Below are 17,608 nucleotides of genomic sequence, written 5' to 3' on the forward strand. Positions count from 1 at the left end.
ATGCCGGCGCGCCATGGGTGGCATTCGGGTGCCGACAGCGGCAGTCGTTGGTGATTGGCTGAATCGTGTCACCTACTATGATTCAATGCTGGATCGATTCATGCATTTTGGCAAGGCGAGCCATCTTAGACTTTGGCAGGGGGCGGAGAGATCGATGAGTCGCGTAAACTGGGTTTTCTGGCAACGAGGACGACCATGACACTCGCCGAAATCGCGCGCCTGGCCGGCGTGTCGCGCACCACCGCCAGCTACGTCATCAACGGCAAAGCCGAGGAGCGGCGTATCAGCCCCGACACCGTCGAGCGGGTGATGGCCGTGGTGCGTCAGCATCGCTACCGGGTGGATGCCCAGGCAGCGGCGCTGCGTCGGGGCTCGAGCCGTACCCTGGGGTTGATCGTTCCCGATCTGGAGAACGTCAGTTACGCGCGGCTGGCCAAGCGCCTGGAGCGCGGCGCCCGGGAGCAGGGCTATCAACTGCTGATCGTCGGTTCCGACGACCGGCCCGAAGCGGAGCGCGACCTGGCCGCGGCGCTGCGCGCCCAGCGCTGCGAGGTGTTGATCACGGCGAGCTGCCTGCCCCAGGACGATCCCTTCTACCGTGAGCTGATGGCCGACGGCCTGCCGGTGGTGGCGGTGGACCGCGGCTTCGATTCGGCCCACTTCGCCAGCGTGGTGAGCAACGACCGCGAGGCCGCCGAGCGCTTGACCCGCTCGGTGCTCGACGAACGGGTCGTGAGCGTGGCCTGGCTCGATGCCGTGCCGGCGCTCTCCATCACCGGTGAGCGGCGCGCTGGTTTCGAACGGGCGCTGGCGGGCCGTTCCCTGCGGCCGGTCATCCTGTGCGCCGAGCGCTACGACCGCGCCGAAGGGGCGCGGCGGATGCGCGAGCTGCTCGATCGCCATGGCCTGCCAGACGCTCTGATCACGGCGTCCTACACGCTGCTCGACGGCGTCTTCGACGTGCTGCTCGAGGAGGGCGGCCTGCCTCAGGGGCTGCGTCTGGCCACCTTCGGCGATAGCCGCCTGCTCGATTTCCTGCCGCTGCCGATCAACTCGGCGGTGCAGGACTACGACCGCATCGCCGCCGCGACGCTCACCGCCGCCTTGGCCGCTGCGCGCGGCGATTACCGTGCCGGCGAGCAGGTGGTTCCGCGTACCCTGCGTTGGCGGTTGCCGGAGCGGCTGGCGGTGGAGTAGGCAGCGGCAGCCGTTGTACAGGGAGGTCGGGCTTGCGATGATTCCTGGTACTTCAGGTTGGCTTCGAGTGGCGCATCGTGGACAAGTTCGAGAGAAGGCTGGATCAGGCGGCGCGAGCGGCCTGGATGTCCTATGTGGGAGGCATCACCCAGGATGAAATTGCCCAACAGTTGGGTGTTTCGCGTCCTGGCGTGCAGCGCTTGCTGGCTCTGGCTCGGCAAGAAGGCCTCGTCAAGGTCCACATCGATCACCCGATCGCCAGTTGCATGGCGCTCTCCGAGGCCCTGTGCGAACGTTATGGGCTGGAATTCTGTGACGTCGTTCCCGCCGATCCGGACGATGCATCGGCCAACAGTGCACGTTACCTGGCCGTTGCGGCGGCCGAGCGGCTTTCCCACTATTTGAACCGTACCGAGCCACTGACCCTCTCGCTGGGTACCGGTCGTGCCGTGCGCGCCATGGTCGAGGCCCTGAGCCGCATCGATCGTCCCCAGCACCGCTTCGTTTCCCTGGTCGGCAACGTGGCCCGCGATGGCTCCTCCAACCGTTATGACGGGGTCATGGTGCTGGCGGACAAGACCGGTGGAGAGCGTTTCCTGCTGCCGGCACCAGTGGTGGCGGATTCGCTGGAAGAGAGCGATGCCCTGTGCAGACAGCGTCTGTATCGTTCGGTGGCGGAGGTGGCGCGCCAAGCCGAGGCCGCTTTCATCGGGGTCGGGCGTATCGACCGTCAGGCGACCCTGTTCCAGGACCACTTCATCAGCGAAAAAGAGCTCGAAGAGTTGATCTCCGGTGAGGCGGTGGGCGAACTCCTGGGGTGGCCATTGAACCGGCACGGCGAGGTCATCGACTGTTCCATCACGCGTCGTGTGACCAGTCTTCCGCTGTCCATTTTCCGTGACCGACCACTGGTGGCCGTGGCCGGTGGGCGCGACAAGGGGGCGGCTCTGCGTGCGGCCCTGCGCGGGGGGTGGCTCAAGGGGCTGGTCACCGACGAGGGGGCGGCACGGCTGATCGTCGAGAGCGCGGACTGAAGGCATGTCTCGTCCTAAAGTCTAACTTGGCGGCTTTGCTTTTTTTGGGGTCTTGTTCGATCATTTGCTCACGCTTTGATTTAAATGATCAATAGCGGCATAGCGAGTCGACAACAACACAAGACGTCTCAATAGGAGCCCATCATGAAGCTCACCCGAGCCCTGCCGCTGGCTACCCTGGCGGCAGCCGTCGCCGCCGCTTGCCAGGCCCAGGCACAGACCGAGATCACCGTCGCTACGGTCAACAACAACGACATGGTGATCATGCAGAGCCTCACCGAGGAGTTCGAGACGCAACATCCCGATATCGAACTCGACTGGGTGGTGCTGGAGGAGAACGTGCTGCGCCAGCGCTTGACCACCGATGTGGCCACCGGTGGCGGCCAGTTCGATGTCATGACCATCGGCACCTACGAGGTGCCCATCTGGGCCGAGCGCGGCTGGCTGACGCCTCTCGACGACCTGCCGGCCGACTACGCGGTCGACGACCTGCTGCAGTCCGTGCGCGACGGTCTATCGCATGGCGACACCCTGCATGCACTGCCGTTCTACGGTGAGAGCTCGATGATGTACTACCGCCAGGATCTGTTCGACGAGGCGGGGATCGAGATTCCCGAGCAGCCCAGTTGGGAGGAGGTGCGCGACTGGGCCGGCCAGCTCCACGACCCGGACAACGAGGTGGCCGGCATCTGCCTGCGCGGCAAGCCGGGCTGGGGCGAGAACATGGCCTTCGTCTCGACCCTGGTGAACACCTTCGGCGGACGCTGGTTCGACGAGGCGTGGAATCCCGAACTCGACTCCCCGGCCTGGCAGGAGACGATCGGTTTCTACGTCGAGCTGCTCGGCAACTACGGGCCGCCGGGAGCGAGCTCCAACGGCTTCAACGAAAACCTGGCGCTGTTCTCGCGCGGCAACTGCGCCATGTGGGTGGATGCCACTTCGGCGGCCGGCAAGCTCTACGACCCGGACGAGTCCGACGTGGCCGACCGGCTGGGCTTCGCTCCGGCCCCGGTGGCCGAGACACCCAAAGGCTCCCACTGGCTGTGGTCCTGGGCGTTGGCGATCCCGGCCTCCTCGGAGAAGCAGGAGGCCGCCGAGACCTTCATCACCTGGGCCACCTCGCGTGAGTACGTCGAGCTGGTCGGCGAGACCGAGGGCTGGACCAGCGTGCCGCCGGGCACCCGCGAATCCACCTACGCCAACGAGAACTACCAGCAGGCGGCCCCCTTCGCCGATTTCGTGCTCGAGGCGATTCGGGATGCCGACCCGACCGACTCGACCCTGGAACCCAATCCCTACGTCGGTGTGCAGTTCGTGGGCATTCCGGAGTTCCAGTCGATCGGCACCCAGGTCGGCCAGACCATCGCTTCGGCGTTGACCGGTGACGTCAGCGTGGAGCAGGCGTTGCAGACCGCGCAGCGGGCCACCGAGCGTACCATGCAGCGCGCCGGCTACCTGGACTGACCCCCGTGCCGGCCGGGAGCGCCCCGGCCGGCTGAACCTCACTCCATCCCAACGGGCCGGACCATGACCAAGACACGCGCTGCCGGGCGCACCGTCGGGGGACTTCGGACCCTGTCGTTGCAGGCGCCCGCCGTTACTCTGCTGTTGCTATGGATGATCGTGCCGCTGGCGATGACCGTCTGGTTTTCGCTGCAGCGCTATAACCTGCTGATGCCGGAGATGACCGGCTTCGCCGGTCTGGAAAACTACCGGTACCTGTTCACCGATCCGGCGCTGTGGACGGCGATGGGCAACACGCTGCTGCTGGTCGGATCGGTGCTGGCGATCACCGTGGTGGGCGGCACTCTGCTGGCGGTGCTCTTCCAGCAGGAGTTTCCCGGACGCGGTGTGGCCCGAGTGCTGGCCATCTCGCCGTTCTTCGTGATGCCCACGGTGAGCGCCCTGGTGTGGAAGAACATGATGATGCACCCCGCCAACGGCGTGCTCTCCTGGCTGGCCGAGTCCTTCGGTCTGCCGGCCGTCGACTGGTTCTCGTCGCTGCCGCTCACCTCGATCGTCATCATCGTTTCCTGGCAGTGGCTGCCCTTCGCCCTGCTGATCCTACTCACCGCCATTCAGTCGCTCGACGACGATCAGGTCGAGGCGGCGCGCATGGACGGCGCCGGGCCGGTGGCGATCTTCTTCTTCATCACCCTGCCGCATCTCAAGCGGGCGATCAGCGTGGTGATCATGATCGAGATGATCTTCCTGCTGACCATCTTCGCCGAGATCTTCGTCACCACTTCCGGCGGGCCGGGGCTGGCCACCACCAACCTGGCTTACCTGATCTACATCCAGGCTCTGCTCGACTTCGACGTGGGCATGGCGTCCGCCGGCGGAGTGGTCGCGATCATTCTCGCCAACATCGTCGCCATCTTCCTGGTCCGCATGGTGGCCAAGAACCTGGAAAGCTAGCACCGGAGGCCCATCCATGAGCACTGCAAAGACCAAGACCCTCGCCGCGACCGATGGCCAGGCATCGGTAGCCCAGCCCTCCCGGACGACGTGGCTGACCTCGGCAAGGACTCGTCGTCTGGGCCTGACGGCGCTGGGCTGGACTATCGCCTGCCTGATCTTCTTCCCGATCTTCTGGATGGTGCTGACCGGCTTCAAGACCGAGTCGGCGGCCATCGCCGATCCCAGTCTGATCTTCTCGCCGACGCTGGAGAGCTACATCGCCGTCCAGGCGCGTGCGGACTACTTCAAGTTCGCCCTGAACAGCGTGGTGGTGGCCCTTGGCTCGACGCTCGCGGCGCTCGCGCTCGCCATTCCCTCGGCCTACTCCATGGCCTTCCTGCCCACTCGGCGCACCAAGGGCACGCTGCTGTGGATGCTCTCCACCAAGATGCTGCCGCCGGTGGGCGTGCTGGTGCCGATCTATCTGCTGTTTCGCGACGTCGGGCTGCTCGACACCCGCACCGGTCTGACCATCGTCTACACGCTGATGAACCTGCCGATCGTCGTATGGATGCTCTACACCTTCTTCAAGGATCTGCCCAAGGACATCCTCGAGGCGGGGCGCATGGACGGTGCCAGCACTCTGCAGGAGGTGTGTTTCCTGCTGCTGCCGCTCACCCTGCCGGGGATCGCCTCGACCGGGCTGCTATCGGTGATCCTGAGCTGGAACGAGGCCTTCTGGAGCCTCAATCTCACCTCCTCCAAAGCGGCGCCGCTGACCGCCTACATCGCCTCTTTTTCCAGCCCCGAAGGCCTGTTCTGGGCCAAGCTCTCCGCCGCCTCGACGATGGCCATCGCGCCCATCCTGGTATTCGGCTGGCTTACCCAGAAACAGATGGTACGCGGCCTGACCTTCGGCGCAGTGAAATAGGCTTTCGACGATGCCAAATACTGGTCTTCGGCTGGCGCTTTCGCCAACTACAAAACAGATGGTGCGCGGCTTGACCTTCGGCGCCGTCAAGTAATCCGGGAGTTTTCGCATGGCAACGCTACAACTCGATCGGGTCACCAAGAGCTTCGGTGACACCCACGTCATCCAAGGCGTCGACCTCGCGGTCGACGATAAGGAGTTCGTGGTCTTCGTCGGCCCGTCGGGGTGCGGCAAGTCCACCCTGCTGCGCATGATCGCCGGCCTGGAGAGCGCCACCTCCGGCGACATTCTGATCGACGGGCAGCGCATGAACGACATCGGCCCCGCCGACCGTGGCCTGGCCATGGTGTTCCAGAGTTATGCGCTCTATCCGCACATGACTGTCGAGGACAACATGGGTTTCAGCCTGCGCCTGGCCGGGGTCGACAAACCGGCGCGCCGCGAGAAAGTGCGCGAGGCGGCGCGGATACTGCAGCTCGAGCCGCTCCTCGACCGCAAGCCCAAGGCGCTCTCCGGCGGACAGCGTCAGCGGGTGGCCATCGGCCGTGCCATCGTGCGCAATCCCAGCATATTCCTGTTCGACGAGCCGCTCTCCAATTTGGATGCGGCGTTGCGGGTGCAGATGCGCATCGAGCTGGCACGGCTCCATGAGGAGCTCGATGCGACCATGATCTACGTCACCCACGATCAGATCGAGGCCATGACCATGGCCGACAAGATCGTGGTGCTGCAGGGCGGCGAGGTGGAGCAGGTGGGGTCGCCCATGGAACTCTACCACCACCCCCGCAACCGCTTCGTGGCTGGCTTCATCGGCTCGCCGAAGATGAACTTCCTGCCGGTCCAGGTGGTGGAGGCCGATGCCGATGGGGTCGGCGTGCGCCTGCCGGGCGGTAACGTCACCCGGGTGCCGGTGGCGGGTGAGGAGCTGTCTCCCGGTACGTCGCTCGAGTTGGGGGTTCGTCCCGAGCACCTGGTGCTCGACGAGGCACAGGGCCCGCTTTCCGGCGAGATCCAGGTGCTCGAACGCCTGGGCGGTCAGACCTCGCTTTACGTGCGAATGGACGACGCCATGGTCACCCTCATGGCCGACGGGGATATCGCCCATAGCGTGCACGACACGGTGCGTTTCGGCTTCGAGTCGCATCGTGCCCATCTCTTCGATGCCGAGGGCCTGGCCCTGCCGAGCCTCGAGAAGCACCCGCTGGCCGGCCTGCGCCGCCAGGACAATCGCGTCGCCTCCGACGCCAACGGCGCCTGAGGGGAGCCCATGGAGACCCTGATCTTCGACTGCGACGGCGTGCTGGTGGACAGTGAAGCGATCGCCGAGGCGACCTTGGTGACACTGCTCGGCGAGTGGCTGCCGGACCTGGATGCCGACACCGTGCTCAGCCAGGCGCTGGGCATGACCACCGCCGATATCCTGTGCCACCTAGAGGGGCTGAGCGTGCATGGCCTGCCCCCGGCGGCCAGCGAGCGAGTGGACGACACCATCGAGGCGAGGCTGGCCCGGGAGCTGCAGGCGATACCAGGCGTGGCCGAGGCGATCGCCGCCATCGATCTGCCCAAGGCGGTAGTTTCCAACAGTCGACGTCGACGAGTGTTGGCATCGCTGGCCACGACCGGGCTGGATGCCCGGCTCGGCGGGGCGCCGATCTTCACCGCCGAGCAGGTGGCCCGTCCCAAGCCGGATTCCGCCCTCTACCGGCTGGCCGCCGAGATGCTGGGGACCGCGCCGATGAACTGCCTGGTGGTCGAGGACAGCGTCTCCGGGGTCACCGCTGCCCACGCTGCCGGCATGACGGTGATCGGCTTCACCGGTGCCAGCCATGTGCAGCCGGGGCAGGCGGAGCGTCTGCAGCAGGCCGGTGCCTGGCGGGTCATCGAGCGCATGCAGGATCTCGAGCCACTGGTGAAAGCGTGGAACCGACGACGGCGCGCCTGAACCCAGAGCCCTTGCCACCCACCCCGCACTGCGAGATACGACACATGAAACTGCTAGATCGGATAGCCATCGTCACCGGCGGTGCCCGCGGCATCGGCCTGGCCATCTGCCGAGCCTATCTGGAGGAAGGCGCCTCGGTGGTCATCGCCGACATCGATCGCAGCGCCATCGACGCGGCCCTGGCCACGCTGGAAATCGAAGGGTGCGATGCCTCGCGCCTGATGGGCGCGCGCCTGGACGTCTGCGACCTTCGGTCCATCGACGCCATGGTGGCAAGCGTGGTCGAGCGTTTCGGCGGCATCGACATCCTGGTCAACAACGCAGCCGTCTTCGACATGGCCCCGGTACTGGAGGTGACCGAGGCCAGCTACGACAAGCAGTTCGCCGTCAACGTCAAGGGTCTGTTCTTCACCCTCCAGGCAGTGGCCAGAGCCATGGTGGACCGTGGCAAGGGCGGGGCGATCATCAATATGGCTTCCCAGGCGGGGCGCCGCGGCGAGCCGCTGGTGAGCATGTACTGTGCCACCAAGGCGGCGGTGATCAGCCTGACTCAGTCCTGTGCCCTGGACCTGATCCAGCACGGCATCCGCGTCAACGGCATCGCCCCGGGGGTGGTGGATACCCCCATGTGGGGCGAAGTGGATGCCCTCTTCGCCCGCTACGAGAAGCGGCCCTTGGGCGAGAAGAAGCGCCTGGTGGGCGAAGCGGTGCCCTACGGGCGCATGGGACGACCGGAGGACTACGCCGGACCGGCGGTCTTTTTGGCCAGCGACGACAGCGAGTACGTGGTCGCCCAGACCCTCAACGTCGACGGCGGCAACTGGATGAGCTGAAACCCGACTGGCGGGAGGCGAGACCACATGACACCCCATATCCATGATGTGGCCGCGCGGGTACGGGAGGCGGCGGGTGATCGCCGACGCTTCATCGTAGCCCTGGCCGGCGAGCGACTGAGCTGCACACTCACATGATGCCCACACCAGGAGCGGCAGGAGACACTCAATGACTCGACTCAACAACGCCAATCTGGGCTGGCTGTCCCCCGAGGTCGCCACGCCCCGCTATGATCGTCGCGCCATTTCCCCCGGTATCGTCCATTTCGGGGTGGGGGGCTTTCACCGCGCCCATCAAGCCATGTATCTCGACGCGCTGATGAACCGTGGCGAGGCGCTCGATTGGGGCATCGTCGGCGTTGGGGTGATGCCCGACGACCGCCGCATGCGCGAAGCCCTGGCCGCCCAGGATCATCTCTACACCCTGGTGATCAAACATCCCGACGGCCGCCGCGAGCCGCGAGTCATCGGCAGCCTGGTGGATTACCTCTTCGCCCCCGACGATCCGGCAGCGGTGGTGGAGCGCCTCGCCGATCCGGCGATCCGCATCGTCTCGCTGACCGTCACCGAGGGTGGCTACAATTTCCATCCGATCTCCGGCGAGTTCGACCTGGCCAACCCCGACATCCGTCACGACCTGGACCATCCCGAGGCGCCGAAGACGACCTTCGGGCTGATCGTCGAGGGGCTGGTGAGGCGCCGCGAGCGCGGCATCCCGCCCTTCACGGTAATGTCGTGCGACAACATCCAGGGCAACGGCGAAGTGGCGCAGGAGACTTTCACCGCCTATGCCCGGGCCCGGGATCCGGCGCTCGCCGACTGGATCGACGCCTCGGTGGCCTTTCCCAACGCCATGGTAGACCGCATCACCCCGGTGACCGCCGAGTCAGACATCGCCGAACTGGCGGAGCGCTTCGTCGTCGAGGACGCCTGGCCGGTGGTCTGCGAGCCCTTCACCCAGTGGGTGCTGGAGGATCGGTTCGTCGCCGGGCGACCGCCGCTGGAGGCGGTGGGAGTGCAACTGGTGGACGACGTGGCGCCCTACGAGCAGATGAAGCTGCGCCTGCTCAATGCCAGCCACCAGGCGCTGGCCTACTTCGGCTATCTCGCCGGCTACCGCTACGCTCACGAGGTGTGCCGGGACCCACTGTTCGTCGACTTCCTGCTCGATTACATGCGCTGCGAGGGGTCACCGACCCTGGCCTCGGTGCCGGGCATCGACCTGGAAGAGTACCGCCTCACCCTGATCGAGCGCTTCGCCAATCCCGAGGTGAAGGACTCCCTGGCGCGGCTCTGTGCCGAGAGTTCGGATCGCATTCCCAAGTGGCTGCTACCGGTGATTCGCGAGCAGTTGGCCCGGGGCGGCGAGATCCGGCGCAGCGCGGCGGTGGTGGCCAGCTGGGCGCGCTATGCCGAGGGCGAGGATGAGCGCGGCGAACCCATCGCGGTGGTGGATCGTCTCAAGGAAGAGCTGATGGCGATCGCCGCCGAGAATCGCACTCGGCCGATGGCGTTCATCGAGAACCGCGAGCTGTTCGGCGACCTGGGCGAGGACCCGCGCTTTCGCGAGGCCTATCTGTCGGTCCTGCACTCGCTCCACGAAGGCGGCAGCCGTGCCACACTGGAGTCACTGATGACGACACGAGGAGAGGCCTGATGTACGTCGGGGTGGACTGCGGCACCCAGAGCACCAAGGTGGTTCTGGTCGATGTCGACGATGGCCGGGTTCTCGGTGAGGCGAGCCGGCCGCACCGCCTGGACGAAGGCGAGGGCGGTCGCCGCGAGCAGGATCCCGGGGAGTGGATCGCGGCACTACGCGGCGCCTTCGAAGCGATGCTGGCGACCACCGGCATCGACCCTGGGGCGATCCGCGCCATCGGCGTATCCGGCCAGCAGCACGGCCTGGTGGCCCTGGACGGAGCCGGCCAGCCGGTACACCCGGCCAAGCTGTGGTGCGACACCGAAACGGCCCCCTGGAACGCGGCGCTGATCGAGCGCCTGGGTGGCGAGGTGGGCTGCCTCGACCGGCTCGGCTTGGTACTGCAGACGGGATACACCGCTTCCAAGATCGCCTGGCTGCGCGATGCCCGGCCCGAGGCCTACGAGCGCATCGAAAGCCTGCTGCTGCCCCACGACTACCTCAACTTCTGGCTCACCGGCGAGCGGGTGGCCGAGGCGGGAGACGCCTCCGGCACCGGCTACTTCGACACGCGGGCCCGGCGCTGGCGCCACGACGTCCTGGCCGAGATCGCCCCGGAGCTCGACCCCGAACGGGTGCTGCCGCGTCTGATCGAATCCCACGAGCCGGCCGGCATCGTTCGCCCCGAGCTGGCCCGCGAGCTGGGGTTGAGCGACGGCGTGCTGGTTTCCAGTGGGGGCGGCGACAACATGCTTGGCGCCATCGGCACCGGCAACATCCGTCCGGGCCTGGTGACCCTGAGTCTCGGTACTTCGGGCACCATCTGCGCCCACTCCCCCGAGCCGGTGGTGGCCGACAGCGCCATGGTGGCCAACTTCTGCGCCAGCCATGGCGGCTGGTTGCCGCTGGTCTGCACCATGAACGTCACCTCGGCGACCACGCGCATCCGCGAATTGTTCGGCCTCGACCTGGCGAGCTTCGGCGAGCGGGTGGCCGCCGCGCCTATCGGCGCCGAGGGCGTGACACTGCTGCCCTTCTTCAACGGCGAGCGGGTGCCCATGCTGCCCGAAGCCAACGCCAGCCTCGACGGCCTGACCAGCGTCAACACCACCCCGGCCAACCTGTGTCGGGCGGTGGTGGAGGGCGCCACCCTGGGGCTGCGCTACGGCCTGGATCAGTTCGGCCATCTCGCCGAGGGGGTGCGCGAGATCCGCCTGATCGGCGGCGGCTCGCGCAGTCCGGTGTGGCGGCAGATGGTCGCCGACGTCACTGGCAGCCGGGTGATCTGTCCCGATATCGCCGACGCCGCGGCCCTGGGCGCCGCCCTGCAGGCCGCCTGGTGCCACCGTGGCGGAGAACTGGCCGACCTCTGTGCGCGCCTGGTGCACCTCGACGAAGCCTCGCGGGCCGAGCCCGAGCCGGCCAGCGTCGCCGCCTACCGCGAGATCTACGCCCGTTATCGCCATCGACTGGCCGCACGCCACGGAATTCACTGAAGCCTCATCGGGAGGAACCGCATGACCACACGACTCGATGCCCTGAAGACTCTCTCCCTGGTGGTCGCCGATACCGGCGACCTGGATGCCATCGAGCGCTACCGCCCACATGACGCTACTACCAATCCATCGCTGCTGCTCAAGGCCTTCGACATGTCGGGCTATCAGGCGCTGATCGACGAGGAGCTCGCCGCCGTCGAGGCCGAGATCGCCGATCCGCAGGCGAGGGTCGAGCACGCCGTGGATCGCCTCGCCGTGGCCAAGGGGGTGGAGATCGCCAGACGCATTCCCGGCAGGGTCTCCACCGAGGTGGCTGCGCGGCTCTCCTTCGATACCCAGGCCAGCATCCGCAAGGCTCACGAGCTGATCGAGCTCTACGAGCGGCGTGGCCTGGGCCGCGACCGCGTGCTGATCAAGCTCGCCTCCACCTGGGAAGGGATCCGCGCCGCGGAGCGCCTGGAAAAGGAAGGCATCCAGTGCAATCTGACCCTGCTGTTCAGCGAGGCCCAGGCCCAGGCGTGTTTCGATGCCGGGGTCTTCCTGGTGTCGCCCTTCGTCGGCCGGGTCACCGACTGGTACAAGAAGGCAACCGGTCACGACTATGCCCCGGAAGATGATCCGGGCGTACGCTTCGTGCGGCGAGTCTGCGAGCGGGTCGGCCGTGGCGGCTACGATACCGTGGTGATGGGGGCGAGCTTCCGCACCGTCGGTCAGGTGCTGGCGCTGGCCGGCTGCCCGCGGCTGACCCTGTCACCGGCGCTGCTCGAGCAACTGGCCACCGAGGCGGGCGAGGTCGCCCGGGCCGTGGATATCCCCGCGGCTGGCGAGCGTCCTGCGCCGCTCGACGAACCCGCCTTCCGCTGGGGCCACAACCAGGACGCCATGGCCAACGACAAGCTGGCGGAGGGCATTCGGCGCTTCGACGAGGACCAGCGCACCCTGGAAGCACGAATCGCCGAGCGGCTGGGCGCCTGAACGGCGCCGTCGCCATCCCTTGCCGGGTCGACGCGTCACGGACGCTCGGCGGCGTGGGATGCGCCGAGCGCCGCGTTCAGAGGCGTGACAGGTCGTCTCGGGTGGGCAGGGCGACATAGGCACCGGGCCGAGCCACGGCGTGGGCGCCGCAGCGGCAAGCGGTGTCCACGGCGCGGGCTAGGAAGACGCTATCCTGGTGCCAGTCGGCGTCGATGCCCGATTCTCCGAAACGGCCGGCCAGCTCGGCCAGCAACCCGCCGATGAAGGCGTCACCGCCGGCGGTGGTGTCCACGGCGTTCACCGGCGGTGGCGTTACCCGGTCGTCGAGGCGGGCGGTGTGGAGTCTGACCTCGCCCGGACCGTCGGTGATCACCGCGACCTTGACGCCGGCGGCCAGGCGCTGGGCCAGCCAGGCGTCGCGGGGATGGTCGGCGCGCAGGTAATCGAGTTCCTCGGCAGAGAGCTTGAGCAGGTCGGCGGCGTCCAGCAGCCGGGTGACCAGTGCGATATCGGCCGTGCCGCTCTCCCACAGGTTATGGCGCAGGTTGGCGTCGACGCTCACCAGGCAGCCGGCGCGGCGTGCCATCTCGGCCATGGCCAGGGTGGTATCGGCGATCTCGGGTTCGGTGAGGCTGTTGGTGCAGAAGTGCACGATGGCAGGGTCGGCGAAGACACCCGCGGGGAGATGTTCCAGACGATAGAGCAGGTCGGCCGCCGGCGGGCGGTAGAAGTCGAAGGTGCGCTCGCCAGCGGCATCGCGGGAGACGAAGGCCAGGGCGGTGCGGGCCTCGCGGGTACGCAGCACGCCGCTGGTATCGACGCCTTGGGCGGCGAGTTCGGCGGCCAGAAAATCGCCGAAATGGTCTTCGCCGAGCATGCCGAGAAAGCGGCTCGGCACCCCCAGGCGTGCGCAGGCCACGGCGACGTTGGCCGGGGCGCCGCCGGCATAGGGGGTAAAGGTCTCCGGTGCATCGCCGGTCGACTCGCCGAGGCGGCTGGAGAGCATGTCGACGAGGGCCTCGCCGAAGGCGATCACGGGCGTCATGATACGGTCTCCCGAGAGAGGGTGGTTCCCAACAGATGTTGGGCGCCGGGCACCAGCCATACCGGATCGAGACGGGTGTTGGCCGACTCAACGCACAGGAAGTGATGCGCTGCGGCGGCGGGGGTGTCGTCGGGCAGCGTCTCGCCCGGGTGCCAGACCACCGCCGAGTCGCTGCTCTGGCGGGCGATGCGCAGGCGCCGCCGGCCGTCGTCAAGGCATAGCTCGGCATTGCTGTGGTAGATGCGGTCGAGTCCACCGCGTACGGCGAGCTCGCCCTGCTGCTCCTGCTCGGCGAAGCCGGCCAGTTTGTCCAGATAGCGCGCGCCTGCCAGCCCTTCGACGCGGCAGGCGAAGGCATCGGCCACGGCCAGGTAACTGTGCAGTGCACCGCTGATCTTCTCCGGCGTTTCGCCGACGTGCTCGGTAATCAGCTCTACGTGCAGGCGGTTGGCATTGGCCTGGATGACGGCCCGGGGGGACAGCTGGGAATGGAGGCGCTCACGGGGCGACAGGTGCAGTTCCACGCCTTCCTCGTGCTCGTCCGCGGCGTCGAGTCGCCACTCGGCCTGGCGCGCCAGGCCATGCAGGGGGCCGGAGCGGTCGGGCGATTCGTCGGCGGTGTTCTCGTCGGCGAACCAGGGCCAGCACAGCGGAATGCCGCCGCGGATGGTGCCGGGCAACGGCTGGGGCGTGGGCGTCACCCATAGCCAGCCGCCGGGTACCATGCCTTCCGGCGCGGGGCCCGGCGCGGAACGAGAGCCTTCAGCTGTCGCGGCCTCGGGCGAGGCAGGGGGAGCGCCTGCGGCGGGGTTGGGTAGAAAGTGCAGCACCTGAGCGCCTTGGAGCGACACGGCCAGCTCTCCCCAGGCTTCGTTGACCAGCCACACCTCGCGGCCGGCCCATTCGGCGCGGCGCTGCCCCTCGGTCGAGTCGATCAGCGCGGCAAGCGTATCGGGAATCATGCGATCTCCTTCGTCGGGTCACTCGACCTCTTCGTTGTGCAGTGCCTCGGCGGCACCCAGCAGTCCCGGCCAGGCGGCGGTAACCAGCTGGACGGGAATGGCCGCTGTGTAGCCGCTCAGTCGTCCCTTGGCGGCGAACGCTTCGCAGAAGCGGCTCTTGGGCAGCCAGTCGACCAGGCGTGGCAGAATGCCGCCGCACAGGGTGACGCCGCCGCGGGCGCCCAGCATCAGCGCGGCATCGCCGCATACGTCGCCGAGGATCTTGAGAAAGCGCAGCAGGGTATCACGGGCCACGCCGTCGCCGCTTGCGGCGGCCTCGGTCACTTCGGCCGGGTCGTGGCAGCTCGGGTTGGCGCCTTTCAGCGAGCAGTGGGCCAGGTAGAGGTCGTAGAGCCCCTGGCCGGAGAGGATTCGCTCCACCGAGACGCGGCCGTAGCGGTTGCGAAAGTGGCGCAGCAGGTTCTGCTCGCGCTCGTCGGTCGGTGCGAAGGTGACGTGACCGCCTTCGGTGGGCAGTACGACCCAGGCGTGGCGACCGGGGTAGAGACCGGCCACGCCCAGTCCGGTGCCGGGGCCGATCACCAGGCGGGTCGCCTGGGCGTCGGACTCGCCGGACTGGATCGTGACCAGATCGCCGTCGGCCACGTGGGGCACGCCCAGTGCCTGGGCGGTGAAATCGTTGATGGCTTTGAAGCGCGTCAGCCCCAGGTCGTGCTGTGCCTCGGCCCGGGAGAATGACCAGGCGTTGTTGGTCATGCTCACGCGGTCACCGCGAATCGGGCAGGCAAAGGCCAGGCAGGCCTCGTGTGGGGCGGACTCTGCCGTGGCGCCCACCCGCGCCAGATAGTCGGTCACCGCCTCGACGAGACCCGGGTAATCGGCGCAGGGCAGGCTCAGGATGTCGCGGGGGGCGAAGGCACCCGGGGTCACCAACGCGAAACGGGCGTTGGTGCCTCCGATGTCACCGATAAGAGCGGGTCGTGTCATCGTCAATATGTCCCTACTGTCCATCTGAACTGTTGCAGAGGACTGAATCGCTCGAAGCTGTCTCGGCGACAGGTCTTCGAGGGCGCGCTGTGAATACCTCCCTGTACGCTACCGATTCCTTCCCTGGAATCGGACCCCCTCTGCGACCTGTCCCCGGCGCTTCTCGCTGCGCAACTGGAATGACCCTGTTGTGGCAGTGGCTCAGGCGTCCTCGTCGTGGATCTGGCCCTCCTGGCGCGCCAGGTCGTCGGCCTCGAAGCCGCCAAAGACGCCGGCACCCTCTTCTCCCCGCATGGCCAGGTGGCGGAATCCACTGAACAGCTCACGGCCCAGGCCCACGTGGTAGTGGTCGAGACTGGCCACGTGAAGCGCTCGGTCGGCCCACTCGCGAGGATCCACCTTGGCCTCCAGCGTGCCCGCATTGGCGTCCAGGCGAACGATGTCGCCGTCGCGCAGCTTGGCCAGAGGCCCCCCGTCGAGCGCCTCGGGGCTGATGTGGATGGCCGCCGGCACCTTGCCGGAGGCGCCGGACATGCGCCCGTCGGTGACCAGCGCCACCTTGTGGCCGCGATCCTGGAGCACGCCGAGATAGGGAGTGAGCTTGTGCAGTTCGGGCATGCCGTTGGCCTTGGGGCCCTGGAAGCGCACCACGGCGATCACGTCGCGGTCGAGCTCGCCAGCCTCGAAAGCGGCCTTGAGTTCGTTCTGGTCCTCGAAGAGCTTGACCGGCGCCTCGACCAGGCGGTGCGCTTCGGCCACGGCCGAGACCTTGATCACGCCGCGGCCCAGATTGCCGTCGAGCACGGTGAGGCCGCCGGTGGGCGCGAAGGGCGACTCGACGCCGCGCAGCACCTCGGTGTCGAGGCTGGCATCGGGACCCTCGCGCCATACCAGCTTGCCGTCCTCCAGGAACGGCTCCTGGGTGTAGGCGGTCAGGTCGGTGCCGAACACGGTGGGGATGTCGCTGTGGATCAGGCCGGCATTGATCAGCTCGCGGAACAGGAAGGCCATGCCGCCGGCGGCCTGGAAGTGGTTGATGTCCGCCTGGCCGTTGGGATAGACCTGCATCAGGCTCGGGGTCACCGCCGAGAGATCGGTGAAATCTTCCCAGGTGACGGTCAGGCCGGCGGCGGCGGCCATGGCGACCAGATGCAGGGTATGGTTGGTCGAGCCGCCGGAAGCCAGCAAGCCGACGATGGCGTTGACGATGGCGCGCTCGTCGATCTGCCGATAGAAGGGGCGGTAGTCGCCGCCCGGCTCGGTGTTGCGGATCGCCTGCTCGGTGGCGAAGCGGGTCAGCGCCTCGCGCATCGCGGTGCCCGGGTTGACGAAGGAGGTGCCCGGCAGGTGCAGGCCCATCATCTCCATCATCAGCTGGTTGGAGTTGGCGGTGCCGTAGAAGGTGCAGGTGCCGGGGCTGTGGTAGGACTGCGACTCGGCCTCGAGCAGATCCTCGCGGCTCGCCTTGCCTTCGGCGAACAGCTGGCGGATGCGGGCCTTCTCTTTGTTGGGCAGGCCGCTGGGCATGGGGCCGGCGGGCACGAACATCGCCGGCAGGTGGCCGAAGCGTGCCGCGGCGATGAACAGCCCCGGGACGATCTTGTCGCACACGCCCAGGTAGAGGGCGGCGTCGAACATGTTGTGGGAGAGCCCCACGGCGCTGGCCATGGCGATCACGTCCCGGGAGAACAGCGACAGCTCCATGCCCGGCTGGCCCTGGGTGACGCCGTCGCACATGGCCGGCACGCCGCCGGCGAACTGGGCGGTGGAGCCCATGCCGCGGGCGGCGGCCTTGATGGTCTCCGGGAAGGTTTCCAGCGGCTGGTGGGCCGAGAGCATGTCGTTGTAGGCCGAGATGATGCCCAGGTTCGCCGAGTTCATCAGTTTCAGCGAATTCTTGTCCTCGACGCCGCAGGCGGCGAAGCCGTGGGCCAGGTTGCCGCAGGAGAGCTCGCCACGATGCACGCCGCGCTGGTGCTGGTCGGCCATGCGCCGCTCGTAGAGGGCGCGGCGTTCGGCGGAGCGCTCGCGGATGCGCCGGGTGACGGCGTCGACGGTGGGGTTGAGGGCGGGTGTGGAGCTAGCCATGGTGCACCTCGGAGGTTCGAGTGTTTGGTAATTTTACCAAATATAGACGCGGGTTTTCGCCCATCCTAGCGATGTCTCT

15 protein-coding genes are annotated in these 17,608 nt (G+C 67.4%); 11 read left to right on the forward strand and 4 right to left on the reverse strand.

Annotated elements, in window-relative coordinates; all coding sequences use genetic code 11:
- Positions 1-195: 195 nt before the first annotated feature.
- The 11 genes from cra to tal all read left to right on the forward strand — a co-directional run bounded on the left by cra (position 196) and on the right by tal (position 12,447).
- The gene (gene cra, locus GFD32_RS14805; protein ID WP_163577374.1) at positions 196-1,197 is read left to right on the forward strand and encodes a catabolite repressor/activator; all 1,002 of its coding nucleotides are present in this window, start codon (positions 196-198) and stop codon (positions 1,195-1,197) included.
- A gap of 77 nt (positions 1,198-1,274) precedes the next feature.
- Entirely contained in the window at positions 1,275-2,231 is a 957-nt protein-coding gene (locus GFD32_RS14810) for a sugar-binding transcriptional regulator (RefSeq protein ID WP_163577375.1), read from the forward strand.
- A gap of 144 nt (positions 2,232-2,375) precedes the next feature.
- The gene (locus tag GFD32_RS14815; RefSeq protein ID WP_163577376.1) at positions 2,376-3,695 is read left to right on the forward strand and encodes an ABC transporter substrate-binding protein; all 1,320 of its coding nucleotides are present in this window, start codon (positions 2,376-2,378) and stop codon (positions 3,693-3,695) included.
- A gap of 63 nt (positions 3,696-3,758) precedes the next feature.
- Positions 3,759-4,649 (forward strand): carbohydrate ABC transporter permease, encoded by an 891-nt coding sequence (locus GFD32_RS14820; protein WP_163577377.1) that lies wholly within the window; start codon positions 3,759-3,761, stop codon positions 4,647-4,649.
- A 16-nt stretch (positions 4,650-4,665) separates the two neighbouring features.
- Complete coding sequence (locus tag GFD32_RS14825) at positions 4,666-5,562, forward strand: carbohydrate ABC transporter permease (RefSeq protein ID WP_163577378.1); 897 nt, start codon at positions 4,666-4,668, stop codon at positions 5,560-5,562.
- Between the two features lie 109 nt (positions 5,563-5,671).
- Positions 5,672-6,820, forward strand: coding sequence for an ABC transporter ATP-binding protein (locus GFD32_RS14830; RefSeq protein WP_163577379.1), 1,149 nt, complete (start codon positions 5,672-5,674; stop codon positions 6,818-6,820).
- A 9-nt stretch (positions 6,821-6,829) separates the two neighbouring features.
- Entirely contained in the window at positions 6,830-7,504 is a 675-nt protein-coding gene (locus tag GFD32_RS14835; protein ID WP_163577380.1) for an HAD family hydrolase, read from the forward strand.
- Between the two features lie 44 nt (positions 7,505-7,548).
- Positions 7,549-8,337, forward strand: a complete 789-nt coding sequence (locus tag GFD32_RS14840; protein WP_163577381.1) for an L-iditol 2-dehydrogenase — start codon at positions 7,549-7,551, stop codon at positions 8,335-8,337.
- 169 nt (positions 8,338-8,506) lie between these two features.
- Positions 8,507-9,994: a mannitol dehydrogenase family protein gene (locus GFD32_RS14850; RefSeq protein WP_163577382.1), complete on the forward strand. Its 1,488-nt coding sequence runs from the start codon at positions 8,507-8,509 to the stop codon at positions 9,992-9,994.
- Positions 9,994-11,472, forward strand: coding sequence for a xylulokinase (xylB, locus tag GFD32_RS14855; RefSeq protein ID WP_163577383.1), 1,479 nt, complete (start codon positions 9,994-9,996; stop codon positions 11,470-11,472). Before GFD32_RS14850 ends, xylB begins: the two co-directional genes overlap by 1 nt.
- A 21-nt stretch (positions 11,473-11,493) precedes the next feature.
- Complete coding sequence (gene tal / locus GFD32_RS14860) at positions 11,494-12,447, forward strand: transaldolase (protein WP_163577384.1); 954 nt, start codon at positions 11,494-11,496, stop codon at positions 12,445-12,447.
- Positions 12,448-12,523: 76 nt separating this feature from the next.
- On the opposite strand, the gene GFD32_RS14865 is transcribed toward tal, so the two are convergent.
- The 4 genes from GFD32_RS14865 to edd form a co-directional block, all read right to left on the reverse strand.
- A complete protein-coding gene (locus GFD32_RS14865; RefSeq protein ID WP_163577385.1) occupies positions 12,524-13,492 on the reverse strand; it encodes a carbohydrate kinase family protein in 969 nt (322 codons plus the stop codon).
- Entirely contained in the window at positions 13,489-14,454 is a 966-nt protein-coding gene (locus GFD32_RS14870; protein WP_205599149.1) for an aldose epimerase family protein, read from the reverse strand. Before GFD32_RS14870 ends, GFD32_RS14865 begins: the two co-directional genes overlap by 4 nt.
- Before the next feature lie 18 nt (positions 14,455-14,472).
- Positions 14,473-15,441, reverse strand: a complete 969-nt coding sequence (gene glk / locus GFD32_RS14875) for a glucokinase (protein WP_163577386.1) — start codon at positions 15,439-15,441, stop codon at positions 14,473-14,475.
- A gap of 201 nt (positions 15,442-15,642) precedes the next feature.
- A complete protein-coding gene (gene edd, locus GFD32_RS14880) occupies positions 15,643-17,529 on the reverse strand; it encodes a phosphogluconate dehydratase (RefSeq protein ID WP_163577387.1) in 1,887 nt (628 codons plus the stop codon).
- Between the last annotated feature and the right edge of the window lie 79 nt (positions 17,530-17,608).

It is taken from the genome of Halomonas faecis (genome assembly GCF_010993975.1).
Lineage (GTDB): Bacteria > Pseudomonadota > Gammaproteobacteria > Pseudomonadales > Halomonadaceae > Halomonas > Halomonas faecis.

What these genes read in the sequence shown, in the direction of transcription:
- tal (WP_163577384.1), top strand. Translation starts at nt 11,494, where the DNA reads ATGACCACACGACTCGATGCCCTGAAGACTCTCTCCCTGGTGGTCGCC.
- GFD32_RS14870 (WP_205599149.1), bottom strand. Translation starts at nt 14,454, where the DNA reads ATGATTCCCGATACGCTTGCCGCGCTGATCGACTCGACCGAGGGGCAG.
- xylB (WP_163577383.1), top strand. Translation starts at nt 9,994, where the DNA reads ATGTACGTCGGGGTGGACTGCGGCACCCAGAGCACCAAGGTGGTTCTG.
- GFD32_RS14835 (WP_163577380.1), top strand. Translation starts at nt 6,830, where the DNA reads ATGGAGACCCTGATCTTCGACTGCGACGGCGTGCTGGTGGACAGTGAA.
- GFD32_RS14840 (WP_163577381.1), top strand. Translation starts at nt 7,549, where the DNA reads ATGAAACTGCTAGATCGGATAGCCATCGTCACCGGCGGTGCCCGCGGC.
- GFD32_RS14865 (WP_163577385.1), bottom strand. Translation starts at nt 13,492, where the DNA reads ATGACGCCCGTGATCGCCTTCGGCGAGGCCCTCGTCGACATGCTCTCC.
- GFD32_RS14825 (WP_163577378.1), top strand. Translation starts at nt 4,666, where the DNA reads ATGAGCACTGCAAAGACCAAGACCCTCGCCGCGACCGATGGCCAGGCA.
- GFD32_RS14830 (WP_163577379.1), top strand. Translation starts at nt 5,672, where the DNA reads ATGGCAACGCTACAACTCGATCGGGTCACCAAGAGCTTCGGTGACACC.
- GFD32_RS14815 (WP_163577376.1), top strand. Translation starts at nt 2,376, where the DNA reads ATGAAGCTCACCCGAGCCCTGCCGCTGGCTACCCTGGCGGCAGCCGTC.
- GFD32_RS14850 (WP_163577382.1), top strand. Translation starts at nt 8,507, where the DNA reads ATGACTCGACTCAACAACGCCAATCTGGGCTGGCTGTCCCCCGAGGTC.
- cra (WP_163577374.1), top strand. Translation starts at nt 196, where the DNA reads ATGACACTCGCCGAAATCGCGCGCCTGGCCGGCGTGTCGCGCACCACC.
- edd (WP_163577387.1), bottom strand. Translation starts at nt 17,529, where the DNA reads ATGGCTAGCTCCACACCCGCCCTCAACCCCACCGTCGACGCCGTCACC.
- GFD32_RS14820 (WP_163577377.1), top strand. Translation starts at nt 3,759, where the DNA reads ATGACCAAGACACGCGCTGCCGGGCGCACCGTCGGGGGACTTCGGACC.
- glk (WP_163577386.1), bottom strand. Translation starts at nt 15,441, where the DNA reads ATGACACGACCCGCTCTTATCGGTGACATCGGAGGCACCAACGCCCGT.